General features: G+C 45.5%; 25 protein-coding genes and 1 pseudogene. 11 read left to right on the top strand and 15 right to left on the bottom strand.

Translation table 11 applies throughout. The features are described from left to right. Positions 1-75: 75 nt before the first annotated feature. Together K0I73_RS13350 and K0I73_RS13345 are read right to left on the bottom strand one after the other, a co-directional pair. Positions 76-549 carry a LabA-like NYN domain-containing protein gene (locus tag K0I73_RS13350; RefSeq protein ID WP_220061572.1) on the bottom strand — a complete coding sequence of 158 codons (474 nt, stop codon included), beginning with the start codon at positions 547-549 and terminating at the stop codon, positions 76-78. 119 nt (positions 550-668) lie between these two features. Continuing rightward, positions 669-1115: a GNAT family N-acetyltransferase gene (locus K0I73_RS13345; RefSeq protein ID WP_220061571.1), complete on the bottom strand. Its 447-nt coding sequence runs from the start codon at positions 1113-1115 to the stop codon at positions 669-671. Between the two features lie 200 nt (positions 1116-1315). Here K0I73_RS13345 and K0I73_RS13340 point away from each other — a divergent pair. After that, positions 1316-1855: pseudogene (locus K0I73_RS13340) on the top strand (efflux RND transporter permease subunit); the annotation flags it as partial. A 530-nt stretch (positions 1856-2385) separates the two neighbouring features. Here K0I73_RS13340 and ettA read toward each other — a convergent pair. Next, the gene (gene ettA / locus K0I73_RS13335; protein ID WP_220061570.1) at positions 2386-4053 is read right to left on the bottom strand and encodes an energy-dependent translational throttle protein EttA; all 1668 of its coding nucleotides are present in this window, start codon (positions 4051-4053) and stop codon (positions 2386-2388) included. Between the two features lie 243 nt (positions 4054-4296). Between ettA and K0I73_RS13330 the strand changes: the two genes are divergently transcribed. From K0I73_RS13330 to K0I73_RS13285, 10 genes are all read left to right on the top strand, one after another. Beyond that, positions 4297-5835, top strand: coding sequence for a DUF3943 domain-containing protein (locus K0I73_RS13330; protein WP_220061569.1), 1539 nt, complete (start codon positions 4297-4299; stop codon positions 5833-5835). A gap of 277 nt (positions 5836-6112) precedes the next feature. After that, positions 6113-7369, top strand: coding sequence for a serine hydroxymethyltransferase (glyA, locus tag K0I73_RS13325; protein WP_220061568.1), 1257 nt, complete (start codon positions 6113-6115; stop codon positions 7367-7369). Positions 7370-7502: 133 nt separating this feature from the next. After that, on the top strand, positions 7503-7967 hold the full coding sequence (nrdR, locus tag K0I73_RS13320) for a transcriptional regulator NrdR (protein WP_220061567.1): 465 nt from the start codon (positions 7503-7505) through the stop codon (positions 7965-7967). A 70-nt stretch (positions 7968-8037) separates the two neighbouring features. Next, the gene (gene ribD, locus K0I73_RS13315; protein ID WP_220061566.1) at positions 8038-9183 is read left to right on the top strand and encodes a bifunctional diaminohydroxyphosphoribosylaminopyrimidine deaminase/5-amino-6-(5-phosphoribosylamino)uracil reductase RibD; all 1146 of its coding nucleotides are present in this window, start codon (positions 8038-8040) and stop codon (positions 9181-9183) included. Positions 9184-9237: 54 nt separating this feature from the next. Then, positions 9238-9909 (top strand): riboflavin synthase, encoded by a 672-nt coding sequence (locus K0I73_RS13310; protein ID WP_220061565.1) that lies wholly within the window; start codon positions 9238-9240, stop codon positions 9907-9909. A gap of 66 nt (positions 9910-9975) precedes the next feature. Further along, positions 9976-11079, top strand: coding sequence for a bifunctional 3,4-dihydroxy-2-butanone-4-phosphate synthase/GTP cyclohydrolase II (gene ribBA / locus K0I73_RS13305; RefSeq protein WP_220061564.1), 1104 nt, complete (start codon positions 9976-9978; stop codon positions 11077-11079). A 124-nt stretch (positions 11080-11203) separates the two neighbouring features. Continuing rightward, positions 11204-11686 (top strand): 6,7-dimethyl-8-ribityllumazine synthase, encoded by a 483-nt coding sequence (gene ribH / locus K0I73_RS13300; RefSeq protein ID WP_220061563.1) that lies wholly within the window; start codon positions 11204-11206, stop codon positions 11684-11686. Between the two features lie 8 nt (positions 11687-11694). Further along, complete coding sequence (gene nusB / locus K0I73_RS13295; RefSeq protein WP_220061562.1) at positions 11695-12099, top strand: transcription antitermination factor NusB; 405 nt, start codon at positions 11695-11697, stop codon at positions 12097-12099. Positions 12100-12204: 105 nt separating this feature from the next. Beyond that, positions 12205-13167 carry a thiamine-phosphate kinase gene (gene thiL / locus K0I73_RS13290; RefSeq protein WP_220061561.1) on the top strand — a complete coding sequence of 321 codons (963 nt, stop codon included), beginning with the start codon at positions 12205-12207 and terminating at the stop codon, positions 13165-13167. Beyond that, positions 13164-13658, top strand: coding sequence for a phosphatidylglycerophosphatase A family protein (locus tag K0I73_RS13285; protein WP_220061560.1), 495 nt, complete (start codon positions 13164-13166; stop codon positions 13656-13658). Before thiL ends, K0I73_RS13285 begins: the two co-directional genes overlap by 4 nt. Before the next feature lie 135 nt (positions 13659-13793). On the opposite strand, the gene pyrI is transcribed toward K0I73_RS13285, so the two are convergent. From pyrI to K0I73_RS13225, 12 genes are all read right to left on the bottom strand, one after another. Beyond that, positions 13794-14255, bottom strand: coding sequence for an aspartate carbamoyltransferase regulatory subunit (gene pyrI / locus K0I73_RS13280; RefSeq protein ID WP_220061559.1), 462 nt, complete (start codon positions 14253-14255; stop codon positions 13794-13796). A 16-nt stretch (positions 14256-14271) separates the two neighbouring features. After that, entirely contained in the window at positions 14272-15201 is a 930-nt protein-coding gene (gene pyrB / locus K0I73_RS13275; RefSeq protein WP_220061558.1) for an aspartate carbamoyltransferase, read from the bottom strand. A gap of 378 nt (positions 15202-15579) precedes the next feature. Beyond that, on the bottom strand, positions 15580-16896 hold the full coding sequence (locus K0I73_RS13270; RefSeq protein ID WP_220061557.1) for a sensor histidine kinase: 1317 nt from the start codon (positions 16894-16896) through the stop codon (positions 15580-15582). A 2-nt stretch (positions 16897-16898) separates the two neighbouring features. After that, positions 16899-17561, bottom strand: a complete 663-nt coding sequence (locus tag K0I73_RS13265; RefSeq protein WP_220061556.1) for a response regulator — start codon at positions 17559-17561, stop codon at positions 16899-16901. Then, positions 17561-17827, bottom strand: a complete 267-nt coding sequence (locus tag K0I73_RS13260; protein WP_220061555.1) for a PepSY domain-containing protein — start codon at positions 17825-17827, stop codon at positions 17561-17563. The genes K0I73_RS13265 and K0I73_RS13260 overlap by 1 nt, the downstream gene beginning before the upstream one ends. Then, entirely contained in the window at positions 17820-18383 is a 564-nt protein-coding gene (locus tag K0I73_RS13255; protein WP_220061554.1) for a diheme cytochrome c, read from the bottom strand. Before K0I73_RS13255 ends, K0I73_RS13260 begins: the two co-directional genes overlap by 8 nt. A 70-nt stretch (positions 18384-18453) precedes the next feature. Beyond that, positions 18454-18909: a DUF1924 domain-containing protein gene (locus K0I73_RS13250; RefSeq protein WP_220061553.1), complete on the bottom strand. Its 456-nt coding sequence runs from the start codon at positions 18907-18909 to the stop codon at positions 18454-18456. Between the two features lie 65 nt (positions 18910-18974). Beyond that, positions 18975-19562 (bottom strand): cytochrome b/b6 domain-containing protein, encoded by a 588-nt coding sequence (locus tag K0I73_RS13245; RefSeq protein ID WP_220061552.1) that lies wholly within the window; start codon positions 19560-19562, stop codon positions 18975-18977. 289 nt (positions 19563-19851) lie between these two features. Further along, positions 19852-20985: a hypothetical protein gene (locus tag K0I73_RS13240; RefSeq protein WP_220061551.1), complete on the bottom strand. Its 1134-nt coding sequence runs from the start codon at positions 20983-20985 to the stop codon at positions 19852-19854. A 257-nt stretch (positions 20986-21242) separates the two neighbouring features. Next, positions 21243-22904, bottom strand: a complete 1662-nt coding sequence (gene recN / locus K0I73_RS13235; protein ID WP_220061550.1) for a DNA repair protein RecN — start codon at positions 22902-22904, stop codon at positions 21243-21245. 113 nt (positions 22905-23017) lie between these two features. Then, positions 23018-23962, bottom strand: a complete 945-nt coding sequence (locus K0I73_RS13230) for an AEC family transporter (RefSeq protein ID WP_220064383.1) — start codon at positions 23960-23962, stop codon at positions 23018-23020. Positions 23963-24100: 138 nt separating this feature from the next. Next, positions 24101-24376 (bottom strand): hypothetical protein, encoded by a 276-nt coding sequence (locus K0I73_RS13225; RefSeq protein WP_220061549.1) that lies wholly within the window; start codon positions 24374-24376, stop codon positions 24101-24103.

The raw sequence follows: 24376 nt of genomic DNA, 5'->3' as shown, positions 1-24376 counted from the left end.
GCGGCTTAACGTATGTGGCTTAAGGTTTGTGCTATAGAGCCTTTAGATCAGAGCTTGTTGTTCAGCGTTTGTGGATCAGAGCAGCAAGGCCGCGTCTATTTCATGAAATTGCTGCGCTGCATCGATAAGTGATTTTGCCGTCAGCTTAGGCACGCCATACACTTGTGTTTCGACAGGGTGCTTATTGGCGATGTGTTCAAGCAACATGGCAAAGTCACCGTCGCCAGAGAGTAAAATAACGGCATCAACCAGTGGCGCAGCCTCCATAATATCTATGGTGATCCCTACATCCCAATCACCTTTGGCACTGCCATCGCTGCGTTGGATAAAAGGTTTGAGTTTGACATCAAAACCTATGTGTTTCAGCGCATCTTGAAACTTGAGTTGTCCATCATCACCGCGATGAATGGCGTATGCGTTTGCTGTGACTATCTCGCCTTCATAACCTAAGTGTTGCCAGAGTTTACGATAGTTAAATTGACGTCCGTAGGCCTCTTTACAGGTGTAGTAGATGTTCTGCACATCGACAAAAATGGCGAGTTTTTTCAAGTGAAACCTAAGCGTTAGATAAGTTAGTAGAAACCATACAGCACCCAGAGTGATCAGTGAAGTGCTTATACTGAATTGGTATCAGCCAGCTAATGTGGGGATTTGAAATAATACATGGGTTAGGGTTGGTACTGCATGAGATAAAGTTGCTTGCCTTTTGACACATAGCGCTTGTAGAGCTGGGTTATCTCAGCCGGAATTTTAGGGCTCTGCTCCATCGTGATTTCGCTATTTTCAAAGAACCTATGTTGTTGATAAAAGGAGGTGAGTTCAGGCAGCGAAAACAGGAAACTCGGTTTAGTGTTGAGTGTTCTTTGTAGATTGAACATTAACTGATGCGCTAGGCCTTGGCCACGATATTCTGGATGGACTAGCATGCCAGTTAACAACTGATATTCACCTATGGGTCTTAATCTCACCGCGGCGATTATCTTTTTCTCGGACAAATTACCGGCGAAAAACACTCCGAGTAACTCCTTTTTAGTGAGTCGCGCATAGGGCATAAATTGGTGATAAAATTGATACGCCTCTGCACGCGAGTCGGCGTCTAACCAAGTGAGATTCATAATGGCTTAGGGAGTGAATGATGCGGATTAGAGTAGCAAAATTTATCATGGGGCTAAATAGCAATGGGCCAGAGCATTACCGATGAAGGTGTTGCCGCGCCGTATCAATACCTAACACTGGGTGACAAGATTGTTTACCCAATGTGACAGTTCATCTCTTGTTGCAATTTAAAGGTCATTTTTTGTATTCGTTTGCTCAGCTTTACACTGTTGTACCAGTAGTCGCCTATTTGGTACTCGCGGGCCAGTTTGAAAGCTTTATCAATCCTATGGTGATGTTCATTGTACCAATGGGGGGATTTGGTGGTTTCTTAGGTTTATACCTAACAGGGCAAGGTCTTAATCTCTATAGCCAGATAGGGATGATTATGCTGATTGGTATGGTGACCAAAAACGGCATCTTGATTGTGGAGTTTGCCAATCAGCTTAGTAACAAAGGCTGTGATATCGAACAAGCCATTATTGATGCCTCAGCGCGTCATCTACGCCCTATCTTAATGACGGCTTTCACGACTTTGGTTGGGGGCGGCGCTGCTGATTTTTTCAACGGGTGCTGGGTCTGAAAGTCGAATTGAAATGGGTACAGTGGTTTTTTCGGCATGGCTTTTGCGACCTCGGTGGCGCTATTTGTTATTCCTGCCATGTATCGATTGATCTCGGGTCACTCTCAATCACCAGGATTTGTTGAGGCTCAATTAGCGATGGAGGTCGCGGCTCAACACAGTCGAGTTAAGGTTTGATGCCAATCAATATAAAGATGTGATCGCTCAGCGAGAATTTAGCGCTTCTGAGGCAAGACCCTTAATTGCTTCTCGGCTCTAGCGTCCTCGGTAACCGCTCCATGCGTTACCCTACCTCCTAAATTCTTTTAGTCGTGCTTCGCCCTATAACCTACATCCATATAGTCGTGCATTAAGGGCATTCACAACATCTGACCTCCAGGGATGGAGGGAATGTCTTAAGCATGTCGGGAACATGCTAGAGCAACGAGTGAAGAGCATAGTTGTTCTAAGAGCAAACTCGTTAACACAGCATCGAAAGCTCTCATGTTAGGCGTGCTTTTGGCTTCCTACCTCTACGTTGAACGGCCTCACAAGGGAGCGAGCATTCCATCGTGCATTCGCCTTGAATTAGTTGCCAAAAAACACGCTGAGTAGATAACTCTCTTATACTGATTGGTATGATAACGATTTGCTAATCGTTTGCTTATAAAAAACGGAGACTTAGAGTCTCCGTTTTTATAACAATAACTGATCACCACAAACCTGATTTACTTATTCATTCGCTTGTATTTTAGGCGATGCGGTTCAATCACATCTGTGCCTAATGTTTCTTTTAACCAAGCTGAATATTCAGTGTAGTTACCTTCATAGAAGTTTACTTTCCCTTCATCGCGGTAATCTAAAATATGGGTCGCGATTCTATCGAGGAACCAACGGTCATGGGAGATCACCATGGCACAGCCTGGGAATTCAAGCAACGCTTCTTCCAAGGCGCGCAGGGTCTCGACGTCCAGATCGTTGGTTGGTTCATCGAGCAGTAATACGTTACCGCCCGCTTGTAGCAGTTTAGCCAGATGGACTCGGTTACGCTCACCGCCTGATAAAGTGCCGATGATCTTTTGTTGATCGCCACCACGGAAGTTAAAGCGACCCACATAGGCGCGACTTGGGATCTCTGTATTGTTGATGCGCATAATATCTAGCCCACCCGAGATCTCTTGCCATACGGTATTTTTGTCGTTCATCGAGTCACGGAACTGCTCAACAGAGGCTATTTGTACCGATTCACCCAGTTCGACGCTGCCACTATCTGGTTGCTCCGCACCTGAGATCATCTTAAATAGGGTCGATTTACCCGCGCCGTTGGCACCGATAATACCGACGATAGCCCCTTTGGGTACAGAGAAGCTCAGGTTATCGATCAATACTCTATCGCCGTAGGATTTGGTCAGATTATTAATTTCGATAACCTTGTCACCTAAACGAGGTCCTGGCGGAATGAACAGCTCATTGGTCTCATTACGTTTCTGGTAATCGTTGGTATTAAGTTCTTCAAAACGCGCCATACGGGCCTTACCCTTAGATTGACGCCCTTTAGCACCTTGGCGTACCCATTCAAGCTCTTTGGCGATGGTTTTCTGGCGAGCACTCTCGGTGGCTGATTCTTGCTTAAGACGAGCATCTTTTTGCTCTAGCCATGAAGAGTAGTTACCTTCCCATGGAATACCTTCACCACGGTCAAGTTCTAAGATCCAGCCAGCGGCATTGTCGAGGAAATATCTATCGTGGGTGATCGCCACCACTGTGCCTGTGTAATCTTGTAGGAAGCGCTCAAGCCAAGCGACCGATTCGGCATCCAAGTGGTTGGTGGGTTCGTCCAGCAGCAACATATCAGGCTTTTCGAGCAGCAAGCGGCAGATTGCGACACGGCGGCGCTCACCACCGGACAAGACTTCAATCTTCTCATCCCAATCGGGTAGGCGTAGCGCATTGGCCGCGCGCTCTAAGATATTATCGAGATTATGAGCATCTTGGGCTTGAATGATCGCTTCTAACTCACCTTGTTCCTTGGCTAAGGCATCAAAGTCGGCATCGGGCTCGGCGTAAAGTGCGTAGACCTCATCTAAACGAGTCAGTGCGTGTTTCGCTTCCGATACCGCCTCTTCAATCGCTTCGCGAACGGTCTGCTGTTCATCGAGTTTGGGTTCTTGTGGCAGGTAACCAATCTTAAGGTCCTGCATTGGGCGAGCTTCCCCTTCAATCTCGGTGTCAATACCGGCCATGATGCGAAGAAGTGTCGATTTACCTGAACCATTGAGACCGAGAACACCGATTTTGGCACCTGGGAAAAAGCTTAAAGAGATATCTTTAAGGATCTGCTTTTTAGGCGGGACAATTTTGCCCACACGTAGCATGCTGTATACAAACTGAGCCATGACAAATTTACTCATTGACAAAAGAATTGTGGCAATTCTACTTCAATCGAGTTTGAACTTAAATCGGATTTTAGGTGATTGATTTAACATGCAGTTGTAAATCGTCTCATGGTGATGTGATTGTTAAGTTTGGCGTGAACAGGTAAATGTTGTTAACATCTGGCCAACATGAAGGGGGCACCCAGTCATATCGTTGAAAAACAGTCATACCTAAGAAAAACAGTTATAGATAAAGGACTCATCTTGATAAACACTAGATTAACCCCTGCCGCGCTAATGGTGGCACTGATTTGTGGAAGCTTTGCTTCCGCCCAAGCAGCAGAAACCTTCGACTCCGCTCCTCTTTCTTCTAATGACAATTTGCCTGTGGACCTTGCCAAAGAGAAGAGTTGGCTTGGTGCAACGGTGGAATTAACGACGGTCCTCGGGCTTGGCGCGCTGCTTTACAAAGCGGGCTCTGACAGCATGGAAGATGATTATGACTATGAGATCGAGGGGGATACCAGCAAGTTCTTCTATGATCGTCTAACCAATAATGAGTCTTGGAAGTACGACGACAATGATATCGGTATGAATTGGGGTCATGCCTATGCTGGCGCTTTATATTACCAAGCGTTTCGCAACCATGGGTTTAATTACTATGAATCGACGCTGGGGACCTTTTTCGCGTCTACCGTGTGGGAAGTGTTTGCCGAGTACAAAGAGGTGGTCAGTATCAACGATCAGATAGTGACCACCTGGGGCGGTGCAGTACTCGGTGAGAGCTTGTTTCAGTTTTCAGAAATGCTAGCGACAAAGGATGGCTGGATCCCGACGACATTAGGCTGGGTGTTTAATCCATCACAAACCATAAGAGGCTGGTTCGATTATGCCAGTCCGCCACGTTTTAATCGCAGCAAAGCTCAAGATGAGTTTTCCTTATACACGGGAGTACGCTATTCCAATAAAGCGCTCGCCGATGTAAATACGACTATGGTCACCTTAGGGATGAAAGCGAGTATCGATAGCCGTGCTGGTCACTACGATACATTAAGTGGAACTCCCACTTTAGTTGAGATGGAGATGGAAACCGCAGTGTCACAAGAGGGGGTCGATGAGTGGCAGATGTCGACTCAACTGTTACTAGGGGGATATGCCAGTTCTTTGCAAGGTGATAGTTTGCTAGCGGATAGTTGGTCCCATAGTTTTTATATTGGCCCCTCTACGGGCATGGAATACACCAGTTTGGGGGTTGAGCTAGATGAAGATTTCTATGCCGTAGTTAATCTATTGGGATTATCCTTAGGCGGAACTTGGTCTACTCAAGATATTAATATTGAAGTGCGTAGCGATATTTTTGGTGACTTTGCCATGGTTAAACCCTTTGCGACCAAAGATTATCTTTCTCAAGGCCGATATTTTTGGGGCACTAAGTCGGTGTTGTGGGAAGGGGAGTACGGCTATGCTTGGGGCCATACCTTCAATTTGTCGTTAGAGGCGAGCTATCGGGATCTGCTGCTTGGTGTTAAGTTTAAGTCTCAGCGTTGGGATTCTATCGATGATAAAGAGTATGAACGCACGCCAGGCTGGAACCCCAACATTAACGATCTTGACTTTAGTGATGCTAGAGACCGTTATCAGGTCTATTTAAGTTATGCCTTCAATGAAGATATTAGCCTTAGTCTGCATCATGAACGTATCGATAGAAGTAGTGAGATCCAAGGGATAGATAATCCCGCTGTCTATAGCCGCCTCGACGATACAGAGCAGCGCACATGGATGCAGATCGCTTTCCACTATTAAACGGGATTTATTCGTAAAAATGACAACCGCTTTGTTAAAAATACGAAACAGTGTTTTTTACCAAGCGGCTGTAAAACATTACTTTTACGGCTTGAAAAATAATAGTCGTGCGAAAACAACCCTTCAATTAACCCGTTTGCCAAATGGCGCTGCTTGGCTGAGCATTTCTCACTCATAACCGCAAGTAATTTCATGTTACAAACGCTGGGATTGTGATCAATTGCACTGTAGAATACCGCGCAACCCTACTTATAAGACTTTACAGCTGGAGTGACCAATGCTGAAAAAAGAGATGAATATCGCTGACTTTGATCCACAACTGTTTCAAGCGATCCAGGATGAAACTCGTCGTCAAGAGGAGCACATCGAACTTATCGCTTCAGAAAACTACACCAGCCCTCGAGTGCTAGAAGCTCAAGGTTCACAGCTTACTAATAAGTATGCTGAAGGCTATCCTGGCAAACGTTATTACGGTGGTTGTGAGTATGTCGATATTGCTGAAGAGTTAGCTATCTCTCGTGCTAAAGAGCTTTTCGGTGCAACTTATGCCAACGTTCAGCCTCACTCTGGTTCACAAGCGAACTCAGCTGTGTTTATGGCACTACTTCAAGGCGGCGATACCGTATTGGGTATGAGCCTTGCGCACGGTGGTCACCTAACTCACGGTTCGCATGTGAGTTTCTCTGGCAAGCTTTATAATGCGGTTCAGTACGGTATCGATGAAACGATTGGCAAGATTGATTACGCCGAAGTTGAGCGTCTTGCTGTTGAGCATAAGCCTAAGATGATCATCGCAGGTTTCAGTGCCTATTCTGGCATCATCGATTGGGGCAAATTCCGTGAGATCGCTGACAAAGTAGGTGCTTATCTGTTTGTGGATATGGCTCACGTTGCAGGTCTTGTTGCTGCGGGTATCTACCCGAATCCATTGCCACATGCACATGTTGTTACTACCACAACTCATAAGACGCTTGCGGGTCCTCGTGGTGGCTTGATCTTATCTGCATGTGATGATGAAGATATCTACAAGAAGCTAAACTCTGCGGTATTCCCTGGTGGACAAGGCGGCCCATTGATGCACGTTATCGCTGCTAAAGCGGTAGCCTTCAAAGAAGCGCTAGAGCCAGAGTTTACGGCTTATCAAGAGCAAGTGGTTGTTAACGCTAAAGCGATGGCGAAAACCTTTATCGAACGCGGTTATGATGTTGTGTCTGGCGGTACCGATAACCATCTGTTCCTGCTCGATTTAATTTCTAAAGATATTACGGGTAAAGATGCCGATGCGGCACTTGGCCACGCCAATATCACAGTAAACAAGAACTCTGTGCCTAATGATCCTCGTTCACCATTTGTCACTTCTGGTCTGCGTATTGGTTCACCCGCAATCACTCGTCGCGGCTTTAAAGAAGAGCAAGCGATTGAGCTAACCCACTGGATGTGTGATGTGCTCGATGACATTACTAACCAAGGTACAATTGAGCGTGTGAAGAATCAGGTGCTTGAATTGTGTGCTAAGTTCCCTGTTTACGGTTAACCTTACGCCTTAAATCAGGTAAACTTCGATGGCCGCTACTGATGTTAATATTAGTAGCGGCCATTTTTGTTTCTAGGGTTGCAGCATATTGTGACGTTAGATGATGACTTAACGACTTTCTGCCGGAGGCTCAATGTATTGCCCATTTTGTAGCGCAACCGATACCAAAGTGATCGATTCTCGCTTAGTTGCCGATGGTCATCAGGTGCGTCGTCGCCGTGAATGCTTAGAGTGTCATGAGAGATTTACTACGTTTGAAGGCGCAGAACTGGTTATGCCTAGGGTCGTTAAGCAAGACGGTAGTCGTCAGCCGTTTGATGAGGAGAAGCTTCGCGGTGGCATGTTACGTGCCGTAGAGAAGCGTCCAGTCTCTATGGATCAGATTGAACAAGCGCTAACTAAAATCAAATCGACACTGCGTGCGACTGGTGAGCGAGAAGTGACCTCTGAGATGATAGGCAACCTGATGATGGATCACTTAGTTCATCTCGATAAGGTCGCTTATATTCGCTTTGCATCTGTCTATCGTGCCTTTGAGGATGTCTCTGAGTTTGGTGATGCGATTGCAAAATTACAAAACGCTAAATCGAATACCTAAGCTCGACTAAATAGAATAAACAAGCTCGACTAAATAGACCCTTTCTAATTTATTGCGTGGATAATGGCTAATGCCTTGGTCAAAATTTGATATTGAAATGATGGCAAAAGCCATCAAGCTTGCACGTAAAGGACTTTACACCACTCGCCCTAATCCAAGTGTTGGCTGCGTGATCACCCTCGCTGACAAGGTGATCGGCGAAGGCTATCATATTGCTGCTGGTGGCCCCCATGCCGAAGTGCATGCACTTAAAATGGCTGGCGAGTTAGCTCAAGGGGCTACGGCCTATGTGACCCTTGAACCTTGCAGTCATTATGGCCGAACGCCGCCATGTGCAGAAGCCTTGATTAAGGCTAAGGTCGCTCGCGTTGTTGTCGCTGTTACCGATCCCAATCCGCAAGTGTCGGGTCGCGGGATCAAGATGTTGCAAGGGGCTGGAATTCAAGTCGATGTCGATCTGCTTAAAGAGGAGGCGGCGCAGCTTAATCTTGGGTTTATGAAGCGGATGGCCACGGGCCTTCCTTGGGTGAGCATTAAGCTAGCGGCAAGCCTCGATGGTAAGACGGCGCTGTCAAACGGGGTCTCAAAGTGGATAACTGGCGCCCAGGCCCGACGAGATGTGCAGCGAATGCGCGCTCGTCACTGCGCGGTGATCACCGGAATCGACACTGTACTTGCTGATGATCCTAGCATGAATGTTCGTTATCAAGAGCTGGGCTTTGTTGCTAAGACATTAGCGCCAGAGCTGATGAAACAGCCATTAAGAATCGTGCTCGATAGCCGAGCCCGATTAAACTCAGATGCCAAGATTTTTGCGATTGAGTCGCCCATATTGCTGGTGTCATGCGAGCCCTATAGCGCACAGGCGCAGGCTGCTTGGCCGTCACATGTTAGTCACCTGCAACTCGATGCTGTCGATGGCAGAGTGCCACTAAGAGAGTTACTCAATCTCCTTGGGAAAGGGCATTTAGGTAAAGAGTACAATGCGGTGATGGTCGAAGCGGGAGCGACGCTCGCCGGTGCCTTTATGACAGCCCAATTGGCCGATGAGTTAGTGCTTTATCAAGCGCCGAAGATTCTAGGTAGCCACGGACGCAATTTGATCAATTTGCCCGACTATACTGAGATGGCACAATTGCCCACGCTTGCGGTAAAAGATCAACGTAAAGTCGGCGTCGATACGCGTTTTATATTTAATTTAGCACCAAGCAGATAAGCAACCTAGGGGTTCATCTGTTTGGTCCAAGCGCACAGGAATAAGTAGGTAGAGATGTTTACTGGGATCATCGAGTCTGTAGGAAGTCTAAGAAAAATTGAGCGCCGCGGTGAAGATATTCGCCTTACGGTTGCCAGTGGTAAGCTGGATTTAAGTGACGTTAAACTTGGCGACAGCATAGCGACAAATGGCGTGTGCTTGACCGTTGTTGAGTGCCTTAGTGATGGCTATGTTGCCGATATTTCGGCTGAGACAGTCTCCTTAACTGGATTTTCTCGTTATCAAGTGGGGCAGGCGGTCAACTTAGAAAAAGCGGTTACGCCGACCACTCGTTTAGGTGGTCATATGGTGAGTGGCCATGTCGATGGCGTCGCGAGCGTAGATGAGCGTTTGTATCGCGGCAAAGCAATCGAGTTTTGGTTGACTGCACCTAAAGGTTTAGCGTGCTACATTGCCCACAAAGGCTCGATTACTATCGACGGTGTTAGCTTGACTGTCAATGAGGTACAAGGTGAACACTTTCGTCTCACCATAGTCCCCCATACAGCCAGCGAAACAACACTTATCCATCTTAAAGCGGGTGACAGCGTTAATATCGAAGTCGACCTTATAGCAAGGCATTTAGAGCGTTTAATGATGTATTCGGGTCAAGAAGCAGGTGAAACTGTTAACAAAGCCCCAGAAGTCACGATGGATCTGTTAGCTCGCTCAGGATTTTTAAGATAGAAACTGGCAATAGCGTTTAATTGCAGATTAAATACCCATACTATAAAAATATTTCAAGGTCTTACAATGGCACTACACAGCATAGAAGCGATTATCGAAGATATTCGTCTTGGTAAAATGGTTATCCTCATGGATGACGAAGATAGAGAGAACGAAGGCGATCTCATCATGGCCGCCAACTTGGTGACCCCTGAAGCGATTAACTTTATGGCGACCTATGGCCGTGGTCTTATCTGTCAAACCTTGACTAAAGCACGTTGTCAGCAGCTTAATTTACCATTGATGGTAACCAATAATAACGCTCAATTCTCAACCAACTTTACTGTATCGATTGAAGCGGCTGAAGGGGTGACGACTGGTATTTCGGCTCATGATCGCGCGGTAACGGTACTCGCTGCTGTAGCCAAAGAGGCTACGCCAGCTGATATTGTGCAACCTGGACATATTTTCCCGCTGATGGCGCAAGAAGGCGGGGTACTTATCCGCGCAGGTCACACCGAAGCGGGTTGTGATATCGCACGTCTTGCAGGTCTTGAGCCTTCAGCGGTTATCGTTGAGATACTCAATGAAGATGGCACCATGGCGCGTCGTCCCGATCTTGAGGTTTTTGCGCAGAAGCATGGTCTAAAAATAGGGACTATTGCTGACTTAATCGAATACAGAAACACCAAAGAGACAACCGTCATTCGCGAAGCAAAATGTAAACTGCCAACGCGCTTTGGTGAATTTGAGATGATCACCTATCGTGACACTATCGATAATCAAATTAACTATGCCTTGATAAAAGGTGAAGTTAAACCCAATAGCTTGGTACGGGTTCATCTGCAAAACACCTTTAACGATCTGCTTTATTGTGAACGTGACGAAAAGCGCAGCTGGCCATTAGAGAAAGCGATGGCTCGTATCGCCGAAGAAGGCGGGGTGCTCGTGCTATTGGGCCACCAAGAGCATAGAAGTGAGATCCTCGCTAAGGTTAAGGCATTTGAAGCTGAAGATAATGGCGAAGCTGTGGCTGCGAAGCCGTGGCAAGGCACTTCACGTCAAGTGGGTATCGGTTCGCAAATCTTGTCTGATGTTGGGGTGACCACTATGCGCCTACTGAGCTCACCTAAGCGTTATCATTCACTGTCAGGCTTTGGTTTAGAAGTGACTGAATATATTTCAGAATAATACTTATATGAGTGATTTCACTCATTTGATATAAATTGCATGGGGATCAACGCAAGTGGCTGTGGTATTATACGGCCTCTTTTTTCCCGTGCCGGGTTTGTTTAAGCTAATTTAGGTAAGATAAATGAACGTAGTTCAAGGTAATATCGAATCGAAAAATGCCAAAGTTGCTATCGTGATCTCACGTTTCAACAGCTTTGTAGTAGAGAGTCTGCTTGATGGTGCGGTTGATACACTAAAGCGCTTTGGTCAAGTTGAAGACGACAATATCACAATTGTACGTGTACCAGGTGCAGTAGAACTTCCTCTCGCGGCTCGTCGCGTAGCGGCAAGCGGCAAATTTGACGGTATCATCGCCCTAGGCGCAGTGATCCGTGGTGGTACGCCACATTTTGATTTTGTTGCAGGCGAATGTAACAAAGGTTTAGCTCAGGTAGCGCTTGAGTTCGATCTTCCTGTTTCATTCGGCGTGTTGACCACAGATACTATCGAGCAAGCGATTGAGCGCTCAGGTACTAAAGCTGGTAACAAGGGTGGCGAAGCTGCACTTGGCCTACTAGAAATGGTCAACGTTCTGCAAGAACTAGAACAGCAGTTGAAAGATTAGGAACAAGAATGAAACCTTCAGAGCGCCGTAAAGCCCGCCGATTAGCGGTACAAGCTATCTATTCATGGCAGCTAAGCGGAAACAATGTTGCCGATGTGGAGCATGAATTTTTAACCGAGCAGAAAATTGATGGTGTCGATGTTAGCTACTTCCGTGAGCTACTATCGGGAACCGCCACCAAGTGTGCACAGTTAGATGAGTTAATAATTCCTCATATTGAGCGTCCGTTCGATGAGGTTTCACCTATCGAAAAGGCTGTACTGCGTCTAGCGACGTATGAGTTAACCTTCCGTAAGGATGTCCCTTTTAAGGTAGCGATTAACGAAGCAATCGAGCTTGCTAAGGCTTTTGGTGCCGAAGATGGACATAAGTTCGTTAACGGTATTCTCGATAAGATAGTTGCTCGTAAGTGATAGTCGAAACGGTGTCCTAGGATGCCGTTTTTTATACCATCATTCGCCAGATGTTGTTCTACAGGATGTAGGATCGGGCATTAACTTTATAATGGTTGTCAAACTGTGAAAGAGTTTAAAGTAATAGATCGTTTTTTTGCCGGGCGCGGCCAACCTCGCCGTGATGTGGAGTTAAGTGTCGGCGATGATTGCGCCCTCGTTAATCCCGCTGAAAATAAATCGATTGCTATCACCTGTGATACGTTAGTCGAAAATGTTCATTTCTTCCCTGATATGCCAGCCAAAGCCCTAGGTTACAAAGCTATCGCTGTGAATTTATCGGATTTGGCGTCGATGGGAGCTGAGCCAGCATGGATGACGCTAGCGATCACCTTGCCCGAAATCGATGAAACCTGGTTAGATGAGTTTAGTGCGAGTCTAAGTGAAACAGCGGAATATTATGGCGTTGCGCTAGTGGGCGGCGATACCACTCGTGGCCCCAAATCGATCACTATCACTATCAATGGTCAAGTTCCTAAGGGTAAAGCGTTAACTCGCTGCGGCGCAAAAAATGGCGATTGGATCTATGTCACTGGCACCTTAGGTGATTCGGCATTAGGTTTAGATGTTTTACGCAGCAAGCAAACGGTTGCCGATGATGCAGCGACCTATTTTATTCAACGTCATTATTATCCGACACCTCGGGTCTTAGCGGGGCAGGCTCTGCGCAGTTTAGCCTCGAGTGCAATCGATCTCTCCGATGGTTTAGTGTCCGATCTCGGCCATGTTCTCAAGCGCTCTGAAGTGGGCGCCATTGTCGATGTAACGGCATTGCCATTATCAGATGCGATGCGCACCTCAGTTGATACCGATACGGCTTTAGGTTATGCCTTAACCGGCGGTGAAGATTATGAGCTGTTGTTTACGGTGCCAGAGTCTCAGCGCGGCGCCTTAGAGATCGCACTGGCTCATGCAGGCGTGTCATTTGCTCGAATCGGTCAGATCTCAACAGGCAATAAGCTACGCCTAAATAAAGATGGTGAGCCTTATAACCCGACTAATTTTGGCTTTGAGCATTTTTCATCATGAATTTTCGTTCCACCGATCCGCTATTACGTCGACTCTCTCTAAGTAATCCAATTCACTTCTTAGCCTTAGGTTTTGGCTCTGGATTACTGGCTAAAGCACCGGGTACTTATGGTAGCTTGGCTGCAATTCCTGTGTATCTGCTTATGGCAAATCTCTCGTTACCTTGGTATCTCGGTATAACTTTGGCGTTTATGTTGGCCGGTTTTTATATTTGTGACAAAGCCTCGAAAGACATGGGCGTGCATGATCATGGCGCTATCGTATGGGATGAAGTCGTCGGGATGCTGATAACCCTTATCGCCGCTCCTGCTGGCTGGATTTGGCTATTATTGGGCTTTTTGTTGTTTCGCTTTTTCGACATCCTTAAGCCTTGGCCAATCAAGTGGCTCGATGCCAAGGTGCATGGTGGCTTCGGTATTATGATTGATGATGTGCTCGCTGGTGTGTTTTCATTTTTATGCTTGCAAGGGCTCGTGTTTCTCGTCGGCTAGCTTGCAGCTTTGAATGACGGTCAAGTATTTGTGTATGTTTGCTTGATGCCGCTATTATAAAAATAATAGTGGGCTTGAGATGAACTAACCATCAAAGTGGTTAATTCATCTCGGATATTGTTAACCTAAGTTTGGTTATTTTCGCTCGGTGACGATTTCACGTGAGAACACTTTTTCGCAGTATTTGCACTTTAGCTGTATATCTTCTTTCTTGGCGATGACTCTAAAGCTACTGTCGACCGGTTCATTATGAGTAATGCAGTTGCTATTAGGGCATTTAAAAATGGTATTGATTCTCTCTGGTAGCGACAATGTCAGCTTTTTAACTACTTCATAATTTTCAATTTGGTTCACCGTTGCATTGGGGGCATATAAGGCCAGCTGGTTAGCCTGATCGGCATTGATAAACACATTCTCAATCTTAATCAGATCTTTCGCGCCCAAGGCTGAAGATGGCAGATTAAGGCCTATCGTCACTCTTTGATTGGTTTTATGCATTTTGAACAGTTTAAGCACTTTTATTCCTACGTTGGCGGGAATGTGGTCGATAACTGAACCATTTTTGATGGCTTCAACCTGTTGGGTTTCCTTAGTCATAGCGATTATCTCCTGCTTAAAGTTGTTCGTTTAGTACTAGGGCCAAAAGTGCTTCACGCGCGTAAACCCCATTTTCTGCTTGCTGAAAGTAGTACGCGTGCTTGGTTTTATCTACATCGACGGTAATTTCATCTATACGTGGTAATGGATGCAGTACCTTTAGATTGTCTTGCGCATCAGCGAGCATTGCTGCCGTTAGGATGTAAGCGGCCTTCATGTGTACGTACTCAGATTCGTCCAAACGTTCCTTCTGAACGCGAGTCATGTAGAGAATATCTAGCTCAGGGATCACCTCTTCCATCGTGGCGTGCAGGCTATAGTTGATGCCTGCTTGGTCTAACTCTTCGCAGATATAGTCAGGCATTGCCAATATTTCGGGCGAGATGAAGAAGAAGTTAATGTTATTAAACTTCGAGAGTGCCTGAGTCAGTGAGTGCACGGTGCGGCCATACTTTAGGTCGCCAACGAAAGCAATGTTCAGGTTGTCTAGGCGACCCTGAGTTTCAAAGATTGTATAGAGATCGAGTAAGGTTTGGCTTGGGTGTTGATTTGAGCCGTCACCGCCGTTAATTATCGGTACCCCACGAGAAAACTCTGAAGCCAGTCGTGCCGCGCCCTCTTGTGGGTGACGCATCACAAAAGCGTCGACATACGAAGAGATCACCTGTACCGAATCAACCAGAGTTTCCCCTTTTTTTGCCAGTGATGTGTTGCCAGCGTTATCGAAACCAATAACTGTGCCGCCGAGGCGTTGTATTGCAGTTTCGAAAGAGAGGCGAGTACGTGTCGATGGTTCAAAGAAACAGCAGGCCACGACTTTATTTTTTAATAGTTGTGGATTTGGCTCTGCTTTGAGCTTTCCTGCAGTTTCAACGATAAGTTCAAGTTCACTTCGGGTTAATTCCGGAATGGAGATGATGTGTTTTTGAAACAAGGAGTTCGCCATGGCTTCTCTTTCCTATATTATAGATAACGGATACAAAGGGTTTTAAACTTATCAGCTAGGTTTACATTCAAGTTGCGCAATGAATTTACTCTGTAGATAACGGTTTAAAACAGCCCGCTCTTATGTAAAAAGCAGACAAAAAAAAGCCCCCTTAAACAAGGAGGCTTTTTTTTTGAAATCGAAAAACAGAAAGATAAAACCAACGCCGATCCTCGACGATAATGAGTCAAGTTGTACTTAACTGCCTGGTTCATTGTTTCTCTCTGTTTTGAAAAATTCCGAGGGATTATACGCTCATTTCTTGCGATCGCAAGCGTTTGCATTATCTCGTCATTTTGTCTGTATGATGCTGCTGTGATTCTGTTGTCCCAAGAATTATCATACTGGGCAGGGGATAAATACGCTGGCGCTTAATCCACCTTGTTTAGCGTGGCTAAAGCGGATCTTGCCATGATAGCTATCGACGATATCTTTGCAGATAGACAGTCCGAGTCCATGACCTTGGATGCTTTCATCGAGTCTAACTCCGCGCTCGATGATCATCGATAGCGCGCTGCTTGATACGCCTTGTCCATCGTCACTGACGTTAATTAAATAGCCTTGAGTCGGTGAGCTCTGCATCTTGATATCTATCTCAACATGTTTACAGGCATGTTTGCAGGCGTTATCGAGTAAATTTCCTAATAGTTCGAGCAGATCATCACGGTCAAACGGCATGACTAGACCTTTGTTATAGTGGCTTTCGATAATGCGTTGAGGATAGATACGCTGCATAACTTGGATTAGCGGCGCAAGATCGTCATCGATCACTGTATAGCGTCCCGGGGTTGAAAGGCCGACAATCTTAGTCCGCTTTAGCTCCCTCTCTATGATGTGATGTAGGTTCGATAACACCTTGCTGCCGTCAATCCTTTGCTCGGCGGGTAAGCTTTCTAGGTATGATTGAAGACCCTGTAGTGGACGTTTCATCTCGTGGGCGAGATTACCCAGTGCATTGCGGGAACGTTGTACTCGTTGTCCCAGTTGATTAACTAAGCGATCAATCTCTTCAATTAGCGGACTAATTTCACTTGGTACATTGCTGGAGTCTATCTCTTGTCCGTGAGTACGCATTTGGCGGATGGCTTCGGGCATTTTCTCTAGGGGCCGAAATCCGCGTTTGAGCAGTTGATGTTGGGCCATTAATAGAATAACGATAGTGAGCAACACCGCAGCACCAGCAAAGGCGAGAAAGCTGAATTGGGTTTGTTCTAGTGAGCTGATATCTTCTGTCACCCAGATCACGACTAAGTGATCATTTTTGATGATTGCCTGACTGAATGTTAGCCAATGTTCTTGACCCACAAACTGGCTGATTTGTTGTTGCTCACCCGATTTTAGTTTAGGAACATTAACCTGGTGATCGAAAAGGGAGCGTGAGCGCAGAGTTTGTTTGCCAATTTGAATCGCAAAGTAATGCCCCGAATTGACCCTGTGGTAAACATTGGGCAGACGGTTTGAGCTTATCTCCCAGCTGTTATCGGGGTTTTGATTGAGGGCCGAGATCAAACTGTCGCTGTCGTGTTGTAGGCGTGAGATAACAAAATCTTGGGTTAATATTTGGATGCCCTGATATAAAAAATACAGCAGTAGCATCATGGCTAAAGAGACAGTGATTAAGAGATTACGCGTTAGATAACCCTTGAGTGAATACACGCCTATAGCTCCTTAAGTCGATATCCTTGGCCGCGACGGGTCTCTATATAGTCTTTGCCTAAGCGTTGACGTAGGCGATTGACGTAAACTTCAATCACATTGCTATCTTTGATTTGATCTTCTTCATAAATACGTTCACTCAGCTCCGATTTAGAGACTATTTTACTGGGATTAACCATTAAGTAATGCAGCAGTCTGTATTCAATCTTAGTTAGATAAATGACTTCACCCTCGGCATTCGTCACAGCCTGTTTGTCGACATCGAGAGAGACTCCTCCGTGCTGCAACATATTGTCGGCATGGCCGAAGTTACGGCGGATCAACACTTCTAATCTCGCCAGTAGCTCTTCGATATGAAAAGGTTTACCCAGGTAGTCATCGGCACCTGCTTTGAGGCCATCGACACGTTCGTGCCAAGCGTCCCGAGCAGTTAGAATAAGTACCGGCATAATTAACCCTTTTTGACGCCATTGACTAAGCACATCTAAACCGGGTTTACCGGGTAAGCCAAGGTCGAGGATCACCGCGTCGAAATTTTCTTCTTCACCGAGAAAAGCGCCGTCTATGCCATTATCGGCGTGTTCTACTGCATAGCCAGCTTTGTTGAGGGCAGGGGTAAGGCGCGCAACTAGATCGGTATCGTCTTCAATTAATAGCAAATGCATCAGTCGACCTTTTCCTTTAGCCATTCGCCCGTTCTGGCGTCAATTTTGATCTCATAGACAATGCCATCGTCGCGTAAAATCTCGAGTTCATATATGATACGGTCATGCTTTTGTTCGACTTCCAGATCGAGCAGTCGGCCCTTAAGGCGAGACTGATAACGTTGCATGATCGTATCAAAGGGTAAAACTTTACCCTCTTTAACCCATTCTATAACCTTGTTTGATAGATCATCGTCGTGGGCAATACAGCTGGAACTGCTAATCATCCCAACGGCCAAAGCCAGGAATATTAACGGTATCTTCATCGAATATGCCCTTCTCTGCTAGGTTATGGCAATCGCTACACTGACTAAATGAGCCAACTTTAGGGTTATCTTGAACCATACGCCTTGGGATCTCATCGTGTTTGCGTATAAAAAACGCTTGTTCGGTGATTCTTTGTGGCCCAGCGCCTGTAATCAGCGGAATGCTGTTTTTCATCACCTTACCATTTTTAGCTGCATTTTGGACGAGATATCCCTCAATAGTCGCTTTCACTTGAGCATTTAAGCTGGCATTATCACCAAAGTGATCATCAAGATTAGCGGTGATTGCTTGCCATTTATCGGCAGGCAGTAGATTGGCTGGATAAGCCATATGACAGCTACCACACTCGGCGGTATAGAGATCGTTTTGTACTATAGCCTGATTCAGTTCGCGGCCATCGTCGGCGTAACCGGTACCAGTAAACGATATACTAATACCTATAATACCTATGGCTAATGCCACTGCGGTAAGTGATGAGCCTGCAATCCAGCTAATGGGGTGAGCTTGTTTAGTCATGAGCTATTCCTTTGTGAGTATTACCTTCCGCCGAAGGCACTAAATTAAATGGGTTATGGTTAATTGGTGGTTATTGCTGGCTTAACCACAGTAAGGCATCGCCCTTTTCTTGAGGTGTACAGTCGCGTTTAAAGGTCCAATTACAGTTGCGCGCAAACCATTTTTCGATTTTTGCCACATCGGTTAAACGATCTGCCGTGAGAGATGGCGCCATAGGGGCTATCTCTTTACGAGTTTTCTGGTGCATTCCGACATTAGTGACGTCGTTAGTATGACAACTAGTGCAGCTGCGGCCATCTACTTGCTGTTGCCATAATTGCTGTCCAGCGGCAGCAGAAAATGTACCTGCTCCCTGTGCTTGATAGTGCTGCAACTGTATGCCGATGCGCTCAGCGCTTAATGGCAGGCTCGAGACTTTGCTGTTGCCGGCATGTGCAATACCGCTCGTGATACTTAGGCTGGTTAATAATAGGGCTGATAGGGCAATACTATTAAGTCCACTACGCTGTATGGTGCTTGTTTTCATGGGGTGTTCCTTTTTATTTTGTGAAAATAGTGCTCATGTCTGACTAAAAAAGTAGTGCTAACGACTTAAAGATGGTTTTTTTCCAAGCGCTGTTTTTTGCCTGTCACCATGGCTTTGATGAGGTTTTCTTTATGCAGCAGACTGCTAACGAGTACGCCGCCTAGATGAATGACAATGAGAAATACGCAGAAATTGGCAGAAAATTCATGCACTTCTTTTAGTATGCCTTCAGGCCAAGTTGCAAAGAAACTCGCCGCTAACGGGCCATATCCATCCGTGGCATAGAGAGCCATTCCTGAAAATCCGGTAAAGGCGATGCTGGAAATTAACAAGATGATCATTAAGGCGCCTGCAGGGTTGTGACCGATATAATCTTTGGCTTTACCTGCTACGAGCGATTTTAAGTAAATTAAGACCTCTTTTGGGCGCGTCACGAAGTTGATAAAGCGTGCATGGTGGGTACCAATTATCCCCCATAGAAGGCGAAAGAGTAATAAAACTAAGACGCTATAACCCGCGTAGCTGTGAATTGTCATCCACTCATCCTCACCCTCAGTGAGGTAGGCTAAGGTAAAAAACACTACTAGTGACCAATGGAATATGCGGATCAATAGGTCCCATACTTTGATTGTTTTAAGCTTAATTGATGACATGATTTGATGCTCCTAATCTGGCTTAGGAGTAGGTTACTGAACCTAAACTTAAACCTCGCTTAAATTTTAAGGGAGCGTCGGATTAGAGCTGGCTAGCTTTATCTATGATGAGAGTTGTTTATTCGGATTGACTGAATATAGATAGAAGTCGTTTAGTTATCGATATTAGCGGCATTAATAGTAACGGAATCAACGCTTAGTGCTGAGCTTGATTCCTTGGTGCTTATTCTGCACAAGCTGCAGGGATGCTATCACGTAGATATCATCCCCCTAGCTTTGTTTTTACTTATTATTGCTTCAATCTCTCAACCAGGCTTGTTCTTTTAGATTCGAGGTTATCAAGGCTTTCTTGATACCGTTTAAATGAAGGTATGCCTGAGCACAGTATAAATTTGCCCATGGGGTTATAGACGTATTGGCCTATGGTATCGATTGATAGCGTTGTTGGGCACGCTTGCCTAGGCGAAGTACCAAGCAGAATCGCGGCGTAGCGATTAGCCGTGTCCTGTTGCTGCATTAGTGGTAACAACAATAAGGTGGTTAACTTGGTTGTTATGTCTTCGGAGTCATCGACCGCTAGCATCGCCTGAGTGGTTTTGTTGAAGTAACTCCATTCGCCGATTTTCACGTTATCAAGTGACAGTATTTTTGGCGACATCGTCTCTAGCCAGCTTTGTGGTAGTGATGATCGCGCTTCTTGCTTAGATAGTTGGGTGATGATGATCTCCCCCAACTTCATGTTCATTTCTATGGCGCTGCTGCTAACCATTTTAGCGATTAGAATATGAGTATCAGCAGATATTTGTTGCCAAAAGTGCATATCTCTATTGATGGCATCAATAATCAGCGAGGTCTCTATATGGTTTGTATTCGTATACAGATTAAGTAGATAGAGTTTTTGTGCGATTAACAGGCTGGAAAAAGGCGTCGATTCTGAAAAAGTGCTGAAGTTGGTGCCGTCTTGCCAAGTGCCAATATTGAGTAACTGCTGGTAGCGTTCTAGTAACCATAGGTATTCATGAAGCTGGGGAGCACCATCTTTATTTAACGCCGCTTTGCAAGCTGAGACAAAATCATCTTTGTTGAGGCATTCATCTATTGGTAGTTGAGGCTTTTTAAAAGCAGCGATTTTATATTTTTTAGCTTTTCCCTGACTTTGTATTTGTTCGAAGCGCTTAATGCCAATATCGAGCGGTGAGAGATCTTTGGTGACATCAAAACCTAATGCAAACAGATAGGCATTATTCTTAAGATTGTTGGTCAGCTCGCTATTGATACTATCTATTTCAGTAAGATAGGTTGTCGCCTGTTCTGATGGTGCTTCATCTTTAATATTAATCAGAGTAACGATGAGGTAAAAACTGACCGGAATAAGCAGTAGTGTGAATAAAATCCATTTTAGAGCATGGAAAAAGTGACGCATGGATGAAGCCTTTAATTGCTGATTTTATTATCGATTAATCAGTCTAACAGCAAACTAGCTAGCGAACCATTTCTTAGGTTTAGCTGTCTTTAATCATTGCTAACAACAAGCTTGCATATGGAGGATGCTCCCTCTCCATAGCAGAGCGAACACATCGTTATACTGACAGGTATCAGCCCGTCTAAACATCATAAAATCAGATATGAAAAAGCGAAGGGGATTCCTTCGCTTTATGGGAGCCATTGGCAGGCAGAAGATTAGCTTTGGAGTAACTCCTTTGCATTCGCTAGGGTATTGTTGGTAATGGTATCTCCGCCCAATAATCTGGCGAGCTCTTCGATACGTTGGTTCTTATCCAGCGGCACCATGGAGGTCTCGGTTTGACCTGCTTTGCTCTGTTTATTAACAAACATATGCTGATGACCATTGCCTGCAATTTGGGGCAGGTGGGTTACACATAGTACTTGGGTCGATTCGCCAAGTGAGCGCAACATTTTACCTACGACCGCTGCCGTTGGTCCTGAAATGCCCACATCGACTTCATCGAATATCAGGGTCGGTGTAGCTACTTTCTTAGCGGTGATCACTTGAATGCCAAGGCCAATACGCGACAGCTCACCACCCGATGCCACTTTTGAGATCGCTTGTAGCGGTTGACCCGGATTGGTTGTGACTTGAAACTCGATAGTGTCACAACCATTGGGTGACATGATCTCTTCGTTAAAGCGGACATCGATAACGAATTTACCCTTAGGCATGCTTAGTTCATGAATCGACTGGGTCACCTGTTTATCGAGTTCTTTAGCGTAACGGCTACGGCTTTGGCTGAGCTTTTTAGCATGGGCGATAAAGCCTTGTTTGCAGCTTTCTAACTGCTCATCTATCTCTTGCAGCTTCTCTTCATCAGAGTCTAATGTGCTTAGCTCAAGACTCAGGGCTTGGTGATGCTGATACAGCTCTCTGGCGGTTACGTGATGTTTGCGTGCTAGCTGCATGATTTTAGATAAGCGCTGCTCTAGGTACGCAAAATGATCTGGGTCGAGTTCTAATCCATCGAGATAGCGTTGCAACTCGCTACTGCTTTCTTGCACTTGAATGAGCGCATCGTTGAGCATATTCCCAATGCTGTTAAGCGCTGGATCATAGCCTTCTAATTCTTGGGCGTGATCTATTGCCATATTGAGTACCGATTCGACCGCGCCTTGTTCATTGTCTTGCAATAGAAATAGCGTGTGCTGGCAGGCTTGCACTAAGGCTGTGCCATTGGCGAGTTTCTTGTGCTCTGCTTCTATTTCTTCAAATTCAGTTTCACCTAAATCAAATTCGTTGAGCTCTTCTACTTGATATTGCAGTAACTGTTTGCGAGCAATGCGTTCATGTTGTGATTGCTGTAGCAGTTTTAGCTCTTTGTCTATCAGCTTGTAGCGTTGATAGCTGGCACTCACGCTATCTAATAACATTCTATGGTTGGCATAGCTATCGAGTAGCGTAAGTTGATGCTCACTCTTTAGCATGGCATGGTGAGCATGTTGCCCATGAATGCCGATCAGGAGTTGGCCTAAGGCGCGCATCTGATTAAGTGGTACAGGGTTGCCGTTGATATAGGCTCTTGAACGGCCATCGCTACTTATGGTTCTGCGTAAAATACACTCGTCATCAAGCTCGAGATCATTATCTTCAAGCCAGCGTTTTGCTAGGGGAATATCGACTAAAGAGAAACGGGCGCTAACCTCGGCTTTAGTGGCACCAGGTCTAACGGTATTGGCATCTGCGCGGTTACCTAGACATAAACCTAAGGCATCGATGGCAATAGATTTACCTGCACCCGTTTCACCTGTGATACTGGTCATGCCAGTTTTAAAATCGAGTTCTAAGAAGCGGACAATGGCAAAGTTATTGATGCTGAGCTGACAAAGCATGATGACATCCTTTTACAAAGTACTGTATTAATGCACAGTATATACTGATTTTTTATACAGTAAATACCTGTGTGCTTTTTAAACTGATTTTTTAGCGTACAGATCCATGCTAACTATAAAAGATGATCAAGCAGAGGCAATACAGCAAAACTCAGTACGATCCCCAAACTGATGTTTTGTGCACTAACCGTGGCATTGACTTGGTATCTGTGTGACAGCAGGTACACACTTGCTGCCGTTGGCAGAGCGGCTAGAATCACCCCCATCTTTAACAGTTCATTACCGACGCCAAATGCCTTGAACAGCAAATAGACCACTAATGGTTGCAGCAACAGCTTGAACAAGTTAAGCATAGCCAACTCTGTTGCGGTTGAACTTTTATGGTTGGCATTGCGTCCCTGTTGTTGGTTGGCTTTGCATAGCACCATGCCAATCGCAAATAGTGCACAAGGGCTTGATGTCATACCAAATTGGCGAATAATACTGCTTATAGGGGTATATAAATCGATATGTGCAGCAGAGATCCCGACGCCGATTAAGCTTCCGATAATGATTGGATTTTGCAATAGGGCTAAGGTTACGGTTTTGAATGCATTCTGAGTTTGCCCTTGGGACAAGGCGAGTTGCGCTAACACTATGGCGAAAACGCTTACCGACAATAGACTGGCGATTGCGGCCGCTGCGAGTGCAAGTTGATCGCCAGGATAGAGCATCATCATTAATGGGATGCCGATAAAAGAGGTATTGCCAAAGGTGGTGTTGAGGGATCGAATTGCGGCGAGATCTAGTTTGCTTTTGTCCCGCCATAAAGACAGTAAGGTGGTTAGAAGATAAATGATTGCCATCGCAACGCCATAGCCTGCGATGAAGCCCCAGTTGGCTATCTGTTCTATTGGAGTCTCAGCCAGTACAATAAGCATTATTGCAGGGAAAGCGATGTAGTAGACGTATTGGTTGAGTGCGTTATCAGTATCTATGGGGAGAATTCGACTTTTTTGCACCACAAAGCCGGTTAACATAATGCCAAAGACAACAAACAGTGGAGTTAGGATAGGCAACATACGACAAATTTATCCATAAATTGTACGGCTAGCAAAACTAGCATAATTGACTGAATAAGCGCTATTGCGCAAAAGTCTAATGAGCCTCACATTTTTTGTTAGATTCAGCACTGTGGACGACTAATAATCGTTGTGTTATTTATGGCGCTTCTTGGGTGATTTGGTGGCTAGTGAAAGTTTTTCTTTTGTTTTAACTGCGGAATTGAGATGCGGTTTCTTGCTGACGTTTGTTTGCGTCTCACTGCTAAGTTTAGATTGCGGTAGCACGCCTAACTCTTCAAAGAATTGGATTTGACGTCTTAATTCAAAAAGGGAGCCTGTGCGCCTCTGCTCCCCTACGATCAATACCCAAGAATCGGTTAATCCATCAACATTGGTTAACACATAACCTTGATATATGAGTTTTCTCAT

It is taken from the genome of Shewanella mesophila (assembly GCF_019457515.1).
GTDB lineage: Bacteria > Pseudomonadota > Gammaproteobacteria > Enterobacterales > Shewanellaceae > Shewanella > Shewanella mesophila.
The sequence above is the reverse complement of the archived record's forward strand: the minus strand, read 5'-3'. Positions and strand labels throughout refer to the sequence as shown.

Bases quoted from the DNA above. Each gene is read 5' to 3' on its own strand.
- pyrI (WP_220061559.1), bottom strand. From the start codon at position 14,255: ATGACTAAGGAAACCCAACAGGTTGAAGCCATCAAAAATGGTTCAGTT.
- K0I73_RS13240 (WP_220061551.1), bottom strand. From the start codon at position 20,985: ATGCGTCACTTTTTCCATGCTCTAAAATGGATTTTATTCACACTACTG.
- ettA (WP_220061570.1), bottom strand. From the start codon at position 4,053: ATGGCTCAGTTTGTATACAGCATGCTACGTGTGGGCAAAATTGTCCCG.
- K0I73_RS13225 (WP_220061549.1), bottom strand. From the start codon at position 24,376: ATGAGAAAACTCATATATCAAGGTTATGTGTTAACCAATGTTGATGGA.
- K0I73_RS13285 (WP_220061560.1), top strand. From the start codon at position 13,164: ATGAATTTTCGTTCCACCGATCCGCTATTACGTCGACTCTCTCTAAGT.
- K0I73_RS13265 (WP_220061556.1), bottom strand. From the start codon at position 17,561: ATGCATTTGCTATTAATTGAAGACGATACCGATCTAGTTGCGCGCCTT.
- ribH (WP_220061563.1), top strand. From the start codon at position 11,204: ATGAACGTAGTTCAAGGTAATATCGAATCGAAAAATGCCAAAGTTGCT.
- nusB (WP_220061562.1), top strand. From the start codon at position 11,695: ATGAAACCTTCAGAGCGCCGTAAAGCCCGCCGATTAGCGGTACAAGCT.
- pyrB (WP_220061558.1), bottom strand. From the start codon at position 15,201: ATGGCGAACTCCTTGTTTCAAAAACACATCATCTCCATTCCGGAATTA.
- nrdR (WP_220061567.1), top strand. From the start codon at position 7,503: ATGTATTGCCCATTTTGTAGCGCAACCGATACCAAAGTGATCGATTCT.
- K0I73_RS13310 (WP_220061565.1), top strand. From the start codon at position 9,238: ATGTTTACTGGGATCATCGAGTCTGTAGGAAGTCTAAGAAAAATTGAG.
- ribBA (WP_220061564.1), top strand. From the start codon at position 9,976: ATGGCACTACACAGCATAGAAGCGATTATCGAAGATATTCGTCTTGGT.
- recN (WP_220061550.1), bottom strand. From the start codon at position 22,904: ATGCTTTGTCAGCTCAGCATCAATAACTTTGCCATTGTCCGCTTCTTA.
- glyA (WP_220061568.1), top strand. From the start codon at position 6,113: ATGCTGAAAAAAGAGATGAATATCGCTGACTTTGATCCACAACTGTTT.
- ribD (WP_220061566.1), top strand. From the start codon at position 8,038: ATGCCTTGGTCAAAATTTGATATTGAAATGATGGCAAAAGCCATCAAG.
- K0I73_RS13260 (WP_220061555.1), bottom strand. From the start codon at position 17,827: ATGATTAGCAGTTCCAGCTGTATTGCCCACGACGATGATCTATCAAAC.
- K0I73_RS13255 (WP_220061554.1), bottom strand. From the start codon at position 18,383: ATGACTAAACAAGCTCACCCCATTAGCTGGATTGCAGGCTCATCACTT.
- K0I73_RS13245 (WP_220061552.1), bottom strand. From the start codon at position 19,562: ATGTCATCAATTAAGCTTAAAACAATCAAAGTATGGGACCTATTGATC.
- K0I73_RS13345 (WP_220061571.1), bottom strand. From the start codon at position 1,115: ATGAATCTCACTTGGTTAGACGCCGACTCGCGTGCAGAGGCGTATCAA.
- K0I73_RS13250 (WP_220061553.1), bottom strand. From the start codon at position 18,909: ATGAAAACAAGCACCATACAGCGTAGTGGACTTAATAGTATTGCCCTA.